The following is an 8,381-nucleotide window of genomic DNA, read 5'->3' as shown; positions in this document are numbered from 1 at the left end:
AAGAAGTAGCGCGGCACGTCGGTCTCCGAGTCTGGTCCAGGCTTCATCAGCCAACCGCGCATGACGGGGACGGGTTTCGATGCGCGGTCCGCAAGGGATGGGATCGCCAAAGAAAAACCCGCCGGCTCGCGCCGACGGGCTTTCGCAGGGTCCACACTCTCGCGCGCGGTGGGAGCTGCAGCCCCGTCCCCGGACCGGCGGGGGAACTCGACCTTCCGCAGCGTTCAGGGAGCCACTATCCCTGCCGATCCTGGTTGGGTGGCGTGTCCTGATCCGCGTCGGCGGTACGCGCGGGGGAGCCGGTGATGCCGTGATGTCTCATGGCCGACCTCCTTGTCTCAGGGCGGCGCCGCAGCGCCGATGAGGAGAGGCTAGGACGGTTCAGCGGCCCCGCGCAAGCCCCTTTCTTCCTTGCACCTGTCCGATCGCCCTTCGGCGATCGGACAGGTGTTTTCCCGGCCTCAGGCGCCGGCGGCCGCCTCCGCGGCCTCAGGCTTTCGCTCCGCTCGGCGCCTCGGCAGGCCGAGGCCCGCTCCGCGGGGCGCTCTTCGCGCCCGGCAGGCGGCGCCTTCGCTCTTCGAGCGAGGGCGCCGTTCCTTGCGTTGGACCGCCCCGCACACGATCTGTCCGCATCGAGGGGAAACAGATTTTTGCGTCCACAGGGCGCAGAGCGAAGGTGCGCGGCCTCCCGATGTCCTCTTCCCGACCCTCCCTCCCTCCCCTCTCCGTCCTCGATCTCGCCTTCATCCCGGAGGGCGCCACGCCGGGGCAGGCGCTCGCCAACAGCGTCGGCCTCGCCCGGCACGCGGAGGCGCTCGGCTACCGCCGCTTCTGGCTCGCCGAGCACCACAACATGACCGGCATCGCCAGCGCCGCCACGGCGGTGGTGATCGGCCACGTGGCGGCGGGCACCAGCTGCATCCGGGTCGGCGCCGGCGGGATCATGCTGCCCAATCACGCGCCGCTGGTGATCGCCGAGCAGTTCGGCACGCTGGAATCGCTGTTCCCGGGCCGGATCGACCTCGGGCTCGGCCGGGCGCCTGGGACGGACGGGCTGACGCTGCGGGCGCTCCGCCGCGATTACGGCTCGGCGGAGCGGTTTCCCCAGGACGTGCTCGAATTGCAGGCCCTGTTCGGCCCGGTGCGGGAGGGGCAGGCGGTGCAGGCGGTGCCCGGCGCGGGGCTGAGAGTGCCGCTGTGGATCCTCGGCTCGAGCCTGTTCGGGGCGGAACTCGCCGGCATGCTCGGCCTGCCCTACGCCTTCGCCTCGCATTTCGCGCCCGACGCGCTGCTGCCGGCTCTGGAGGCCTACCGCGCCCGGTTCCAGCCCTCCGAGCAGCTGCAGCGGCCCTACGCCATGGTCGGCATCAACGTCGTCGCGGCGGAGACCGACGCGGAGGCGCGGCGGCTGTTCACCACGCCGCAGCAGCAATTCGCCCGGCTGGTGCGCGGCACCCGCGGCCTCCTGCCCCCGCCGATCGACGACATCGAGGCCTACTGGAGCCCGTCGGAGAAGGCGCAGGCCTCGCGGATGCTGGCGCGCTCGCTGGTGGGCTCGCGCGAGACCGTCCGCGCCGGGCTGGAGGCGCTGGTGGCCGAGACCGGCGCCGACGAGGTGATGGTGGCCTCGGCCGTCCACGATTACGGGGCGCGGCTCGCCTCCTACGCGATCCTCGCCGAGGCGCATGGGGCGCTCGCGGGCGGTCCGGCGGCGCAGGCCCTGCCCGCGCGCTCAGCGGCCTGAGCGCGGCGCGTCCTTGGCGGGTTTGTCCTGAGCGATCTTTTCCGGGGCGGGCGGCGGCGGAAGCTGCGTGATGTGGCGCAGGGCCGGGGGGGCCTCCGTCACCTTGGCGGGGCCGGCGCCGTCCTGCTCCATGACCCGCGCGATGAGGCTGCCCAGGGCGAAGCCGCCCAGGCCGAGGAGGATCGCGAGGCCGGTGCGCTTGATCATGGCCGGTATCCATGGCCGAGAGGGGTGGCCAGTGCCGTCCGGGCTGGGCGGGCGCGGAAGCGGCCCATCCTGGCGCGGATTGGTTGACGGATCGTGCGACCGCCCGCGCGGCGCTTCGACCTCTCCGCGCACGAACCAGAACGCTGCGGGTTCGGGAGAGGCAATCGGGGCGGTCAGTGCGCCCCGCCGGTCTCGACGAACTTGAACAGGAACACGGCCGCGATCACCCACACCACCGGCTTCACCTCGCGGGCGCGGCCGGTCAGCGCCTTGAGAACCGCGTAGGTGATGAAGCCGAAGGCGACGCCGTTGGCGATGGAATAGGTGAACGGCATCAGGAGCGCGGTGACGCAGGCCGGGATCACCTCGGTGAGGTCGTCCCAGTCGAGGGCGGTGAGGTCGCGCAGCATCAGGCAGGCGACGTAGAACAGGGCCGGCGCGGTGGCGTAGGCCGGCACCGAGCCGGCGAGCGGCGCGAAGAACAAGCAGGCGAGGAACAGCACGGCCACCGTCGCGGCGGTGAGCCCGGTGCGCCCGCCCTCCTCCACCCCCGCGGCGCTCTCGAGATAGGCGGTAGTGCTCGACGTGCCGAGCAGCGAGCCGGTGAAGATCGCCGCGGAATCGGCCATCAGCGCCCGGTCGAGCGCCGCCGAGCGCCCCGTCTCCGGCAGGAGCCCGGCGCGGCTCGCCACCGCCATCAGCGTGCCGGTGGCGTCGAAGAGTTCGACCAGGAACAGCACGAGGATGACGTTGAGGAGCCCGCCGGTGAGCGCGCCGGGAATGTCGAGGGCGAACAGCGTGGGGCTCAGCGCGGGCGGCGCCGAGACGAGGCCCTGGAAGGCGTTGCCGGCGAAGACGAAGCTCAGGCCCGTCACCGTCAGGATGGTGAGGAGGAGCGCCGCCCGCACCCGCCGCGCCGAGAGCACCGCCACCATCAGGAAGCCCAAGGCCGCGAGCACGGTGCCCGGCTGGCGCAGGTCGCCCAGGGTCACGAAGGTGGCGGGGTTGGCCGCCACCACGCCCGCGTTCTTCAGGGCGATGATCGCGAGGAACAGGCCGATGCCGACGGTGAGCGCGATCCGCATGGAGCGCGGGATGCCCTCGACGATGACCGCGCGCAGGCCGGTCAGGGTCACGGCGAGGAAGCAGAGGCCGGAGATGAACACCGCCCCGAGCGCCGCCTGCCACGTGTAGCCCATGCCCTGCACGACGACGTAGGCGAAGTAGGCGTTGAGCCCCATGGCCGGCGCCAGCGCCACCGGCCAATTGGCGGCGAAGGCCATCACCAGGGAGCCGAGGGCGGCGATGAGGCAGGTCGCGACGAAGACCGAGCCCTTCGGCATCCCGGCATCGGCGAGGATGCTCGGGTTGACGAAGACGATGTAGGCCATGGTGAGGAAGGTGGTGAGCCCCGCCAGAAGCTCGGTGCGCATCGTGGTGCCATGCGCCTCCAGCTTGAACAGGCGCTCCAGCAGGTTTCGCGCCGCCGCCGGGTCGCGCCTCATGTCCATCCCGCCGTCACCCCTCCCCCGCCGCCGCGTCCACCATTACGAAAAAATCCGGTCGTGGGTGTCGGCGAACGGCAGCCCGGTCGTCGCTCCGGGAAGCGCGCGGGATCGGGAGGATCCTTCGAGGCTGCGCTTCGCTGCGCATCTCAGGATGAGGATGGGGGTTGGGATTGTCCGCCGCGTGCCCGGCCGAGCGGTCAGCGAAACGCGGTCATCCCGCCGCGGGCGGCCGGACCCGACAGGGGCAGGCCGAAGCGGCCGGTGCTGGGGCTGATCGCATTGGTGGTCCAGCGGGGATCGTGGAGGCGCGGGCGCTCGGAGGGCGGCAACTGCTCGATCAGCCGGCGGTAGCGCACCGACGCTTCGTCGTTGGGAAAGGCCTGTGCCTGGACGGCACCGGCGAGGGAGATGCCGCCGAAGACGAGGGCGGCGAGGAGCGGAAGACGGGACATGGCGTGACACTGCGTTCCGGTGGAAGCCGGTGAGAGACGATGGGGAAGCCGAAGGGCTGACATGGGCGCCCGGACCGCGAACCGCAATCCGGAGCGCCGTTTTCGGAAACGTCTCAGGTCCGGCGCTGCGTCGCGCCCTCCCGCTCGTTCCAGCCGTCGAGCACCTTGTCCAGCGTCAGCGGGTAGTCGCGGATGCGCAGGCCCGTGGCGTTGTAGACGGCGTTCGCCAGGGCCGCCCCGGCGCCGCAGATGCTGACCTCGCCGAGCCCCTTGCTCTTCAGCGGATTCGCCTTGTCGTCGAGTTCGGGCAGGAACACCGCGTCGATCGCCGGCACGTCGGCATGCGCCGGCACGTGGTACTCGGCGAGATCGTGGTTGACGAAGGAGCCGTAGCGCGGATCGGTCTCGGCCGCCTCCATCAGCGCCGCGCCGATGCCGAAGATCATGCCGCCGATGGCCTGCGAGCGGGCGGTCTTCTGATTGAGGATGCGCCCGCCGGTGAACACGCCGAGCATCCGCCGCAGGCGGATCTCGCCGGTGTCGGAATCGACCCCGACCTCGGCGAAATGCGCGCCGTAGGAGTGCTGCGAGAACTTCTCCTTCATCGCGCCGGGCTTGATCTCGCCCTTGGCCTCGACGCCCTGCGCGCCGGCGAGATCGGTGAGCGCCTCCGAGCGGTTGCCGGCGGTGACGCGGCCGTCCGCGAACACGGCGCCCTCCGGGGTCAGGTCCGCCTTCTGCAGCAACGCCTGCCGGAGGTTGTCGCAGGCGACGTAGAGTGCCGAGCCGGCCGAGCCCGCGCCGAACGAGCCGCCGGAGCCGGCGGCCTTCGGATAGGCGGTGTCGCCGATCTCGACGCGGATGCGCTCGATCGGCAGCCCCATCATCTCGCCCGCGATCTGGGCCAGGATCGTGTAGGTGCCGGTGCCGATATCGGTCATCGCCATCCGCACGGTCAGCGTGCCGTCGGGGTTGAGCCGCACGCCGGCCTGCGAGGGCATCAGCGGGTTGAGGCGCGAGGCCGCCGCCATGCCCATGCCGACGAGCCAGCGCCCGTCCCGGGTCGCGCCGGTGGCCCCGCGCCTGTCCCAGCCGAAACGCTGCGCGCCCTCGCGCATGCAGGCGACGAGCTGGCGGGTCGAGTACGGGACCTTCTTCTCCGGGTCCTGCTCCGGCTCGTTGCGCAGCCGCAGCTCGATCGGATCGACTTTCAGCTGCTCCGCCAGTTCGTCCATGGCGCATTCGAAGGCGAGCTGGCCGACCGCCTCGCCCGGCGCCCGCATGGCGGAGGCGATCGGCACGTTGAGGTTGGCGAGCCGGTGCCGGGTCAGGCGGTTCTGCGCCGCGTAGAGCGAGCGGGTGACGACGGCGGAGGTCTCGTAGAAGACGTCCCCCGGCGCGGTGGCCGACCAGGATTCGTGGCCGATGGCGGTGAGGCGGCCGTTCGCGTCGGCGCCGAGGCGGATGCGCTGGATCGTGTCGCTGCGGTGGGTCGCGACGTGGAATTCCTGCTGTCGGGTCAGCGCCACCTTCACCGGGCGCCGCAGGCTCTTGGAGGCCAGCGCCGAGAGGATCGCCTCGGGCTGCGGCTGCAGCTTCGAGCCGAAGCCGCCGCCGATATAGTGCGAGACGAGCCGCACGTTCTCCGGCTTCAGCTTCAGCACCGAGGCGAGCGAGGCCTGGCCGCGGTTGAGCATCTGGTTGGCGGTGAACAGGGTCACCCGGTCGCCGTCCGGCCCGCTCTCCCAGGAGGCGATGGTGGCGTGCGGCTCCATCTGCGCGTGGATCTGCACCGGGGTCGTGTATTCGACGTCGAGCTTGACCGGGGCATCGGCGAAGGCGCCGTCGAAATCGCCGAGTTTCGAGTCGGGCGGGGTCTGCGCCGGCTTCGGCTCGATCGCCGTCGGCCGGGCCGCCTTCAGCGAGGCGTCCGGTGTCTCGACGTCGTACTCCGCCCGCACGAGGGCCGCCGCCGCGCGGGCCTGCTCGAAGCTCTGCGCCACCACGAAGGCGATGGGCTGGCCGTGGAAGCGGATCTCGGGGCCCTGCAACTGGGGATAGACCTGCTCCTTCTTCTCGCCCTGCTCCGGCACGTTCTCGTGGGTCATCACGAGGAGCACGCCCGGCGCGCGCTTGGCCGCGGAGACGTCGAGGCTGCGGATGCGGCCCTTGGCGATGCCGGCTTCCACCAGGAAGCCGTAGGCCGGGTTCTTCAGGTCGCGGGTCTCGTAGGCGTAGGGCGCGCGGCCCGTCACCTTGAGGCGCCCGTCGATGCGGTCGATGGGGCGTCCGACGAGCCCGTCCGGCTTGCCGTCGAGGGGCGTCGCGCCGATCGGCTGGTTCATGTCCATGGCGAGACTCCTCAGGCGCGAAGGGCGTCGGCGACGGTGGCGCGCAGCGTCCGGCGGGTGAGCGGGATCTTGAAGTCGTTGGAGCCCTGGCCGCGGGCGCCCTCCAGCACCCGATCCGCGGCGGCGTCCGCCGAGCCGGTCTCGACGAGCGCCGCCTCCGCTGCCTCGACCCGCCACGGCTTGTGGGCCAGCCCGCCGAAGGCGAGCTTCGCCAGCTTCGGCTTCTCGCCCTCGCCTTTCGCGATGATCGCGGCCACCGACACCGTGGCGAAGGCGTAGGAGGCCCGGTCGCGGACCTTGCGATAGAGGTGCACGCCCTCGACGGGTTTCGGGAGCGTCACGGCGGTGATGAGCTCGCCGGGCTTCAGATCGGTCTCGATCTGCGGGGTGTCGCCGGGCAGGCGGTGGAACGCGGCGATCGGAATCTTTTTCGCGGCACCCTGCGGATCGATCGTCTCTACCGTCGCGTCGAGGACGCGCAGGGCGACGTTCATGTCGGAGGGGTTGGTGGCGATGCAGGCCTCGCTCGCCCCGAGCACCGCCATGATCCGGTTGAACCCGCCGATGGCCGCGCAGCCCGAGCCCGGCTCGCGCTTGTTGCAGGGTTTGGTCGTGTCGTAGAAGTAGTAGCAGCGGGTCCGCTGCAGCAGGTTTCCGGCGGTGGTCGCCTTGTTGCGCAGCTGGCCCGAGGCGCCCGCGAGCAGGGCCTTGGCCAGGACCGCGTAGTCCCGGCGCACCCGCGGATGCGCGGCGAGATCGGAATTGCGCACCAGCGCGCCGACGCGCAGGCCGCCGTCCTGCGTGTCGGTGACCTCGGCCAGCGGCAGGCGGTTGACGTCGATCAGGGTCGCGGGCGTCTCGATCTGAAGCTTCATCAGGTCGAGCAGGTTGGTGCCGCCGGCGATGAAGCGGGCGTCGGGCCGCTCGGCGGCGAGCCGTGCCGCGTCCTGGACCGTGGCGGGGCGCTCGTAGGCGAAAGCCTTCATGGGATCCGCCTCCTCAGATCTTGGTGCCGGCGTCGCGGATCGCCGCGACGATGTTGGGATAGGCCGAGCAGCGGCAGATGTTGCCGCTCATCCGCTCGCGGATTTCCGCGTCGCTCAAGGAGACCTTGGCCGAGAGATCATCCGTGACATGACTCGGCCAGCCCGCCTCGATCTCCGAAAGCATGCCGGCGGCGGAGCAGATCTGGCCCGGCGTGCAGTAGCCGCACTGGTAGCCGTCATGATGCAGGAAGGCGGCCTGGAGCGGGTGCAGCTCCTCGCCGCGGGCCAGCCCCTCGATGGTGGTGACGTCGTCGCCCTCGTGCATCGCGGCGAGCGTCAGGCAGGCATTGATCCGCCGCCCGTTCACCAGCACCGTGCAGGCGCCGCACTGGCCGTGGTCGCAGCCCTTCTTCGAGCCGGTCAGGTCGAGATGCTCGCGCAGCGCATCGAGCAGCGTGGTGCGGGTGTCGAGGGTGAGGTCGTGCCGCTGCCCGTTGACCGTGAGCGAGACCGGCATGGTCTGCGGCTGCGGGTCTGCGGCCGTCACCGGGGCGGCCTGCGCCCGGCCGCGGAGGGAGGCGCCGAGCGTCGCCAGGGCGGCGCAGCTCCCCATCACCGTGCGGCGCGTCGGGTCGAAGCGCCGGTCTCTCGTTGAATGGTCTGTCATGGGGCCTGCCGTCCCGCGCATCCGGACCGGCCGCGCGGGGCACGGCCAGTCTGGAATGGATCGAAAACTGCAGGCGGAACGCCGCGGGCGTTCCGGTTGATCCGAGCGGGCACCGCGCCCCTATGGCGCAGCGCGGGGGTTGTCCCTGCCGCCCGCGCATCCTTCGGTGGCGTCCGGACGGACCTCAGCTCCAGGCGTGGAGCGGCGGGTTCACCCCGTTCAGCGCGTGATTGCCGACGATCGCGATCTTCCAGCGCACGGGATCGTGGAGGGTGTGGGTGCGGGCGTTGCGCCAGTGGCGGTCGAGATTGTGCTCGGCGAGCGTCGAGCGGGTGCCCGCGAGTTCGAACAGGGTGTTGGCGGCGGCCAGCGCGACCTCGGTGGTCAGCACCTTGGCCTCGGCCGTGGCGATCTGGGCGGCGGCCACGCTCTCCGGGGTCGGGTTCGCCACCGCCGCGTCGATGGC

8 protein-coding genes are annotated in these 8,381 nt (G+C 71.5%); 1 reads left to right on the top strand and 7 read right to left on the bottom strand.

Annotated elements, in window-relative coordinates; genetic code table 11:
* Positions 1-691: 691 nt before the first annotated feature.
* Entirely contained in the window at positions 692-1,744 is a 1,053-nt protein-coding gene (locus tag MFF42_RS00655) for an LLM class flavin-dependent oxidoreductase (protein ID WP_238253577.1), read from the top strand.
* Here MFF42_RS00655 and MFF42_RS00650 read toward each other — a convergent pair.
* The 7 genes from MFF42_RS00650 to MFF42_RS00620 all read right to left on the bottom strand — a co-directional run.
* A complete protein-coding gene (locus MFF42_RS00650) occupies positions 1,733-1,951 on the bottom strand; it encodes a hypothetical protein (RefSeq protein ID WP_238253576.1) in 219 nt (72 codons plus the stop codon). The two genes, MFF42_RS00655 and MFF42_RS00650, sit on opposite strands and share 12 nt — an antisense overlap.
* A gap of 173 nt (positions 1,952-2,124) precedes the next feature.
* Positions 2,125-3,462 (bottom strand): NCS2 family permease, encoded by a 1,338-nt coding sequence (locus tag MFF42_RS00645; protein ID WP_238253575.1) that lies wholly within the window; start codon positions 3,460-3,462, stop codon positions 2,125-2,127.
* Between the two features lie 194 nt (positions 3,463-3,656).
* Positions 3,657-3,911, bottom strand: coding sequence for a hypothetical protein (locus MFF42_RS00640; RefSeq protein ID WP_238253574.1), 255 nt, complete (start codon positions 3,909-3,911; stop codon positions 3,657-3,659).
* A gap of 113 nt (positions 3,912-4,024) precedes the next feature.
* Positions 4,025-6,262, bottom strand: a complete 2,238-nt coding sequence (locus MFF42_RS00635) for a xanthine dehydrogenase family protein molybdopterin-binding subunit (protein WP_238253573.1) — start codon at positions 6,260-6,262, stop codon at positions 4,025-4,027.
* A gap of 11 nt (positions 6,263-6,273) precedes the next feature.
* Complete coding sequence (locus MFF42_RS00630) at positions 6,274-7,248, bottom strand: FAD binding domain-containing protein (RefSeq protein ID WP_238253572.1); 975 nt, start codon at positions 7,246-7,248, stop codon at positions 6,274-6,276.
* Positions 7,249-7,261: 13 nt separating this feature from the next.
* Positions 7,262-7,915 carry an aldehyde dehydrogenase iron-sulfur subunit PaoA gene (gene paoA / locus MFF42_RS00625; protein ID WP_238253571.1) on the bottom strand — a complete coding sequence of 218 codons (654 nt, stop codon included), beginning with the start codon at positions 7,913-7,915 and terminating at the stop codon, positions 7,262-7,264.
* 184 nt (positions 7,916-8,099) lie between these two features.
* Positions 8,100-8,381, bottom strand: a 282-nt coding sequence (locus MFF42_RS00620; protein WP_283206843.1) for an acyl-CoA dehydrogenase family protein, incomplete at its 5' end; no start/stop codon positions are given.

This window comes from Methylorubrum podarium (assembly GCF_022179745.1).
Taxonomy (GTDB): Bacteria; Pseudomonadota; Alphaproteobacteria; order Rhizobiales; family Beijerinckiaceae; genus Methylobacterium; species Methylobacterium podarium.
The sequence above is the reverse complement of the archived record's forward strand: the minus strand, read 5'-3'. Positions and strand labels throughout refer to the sequence as shown.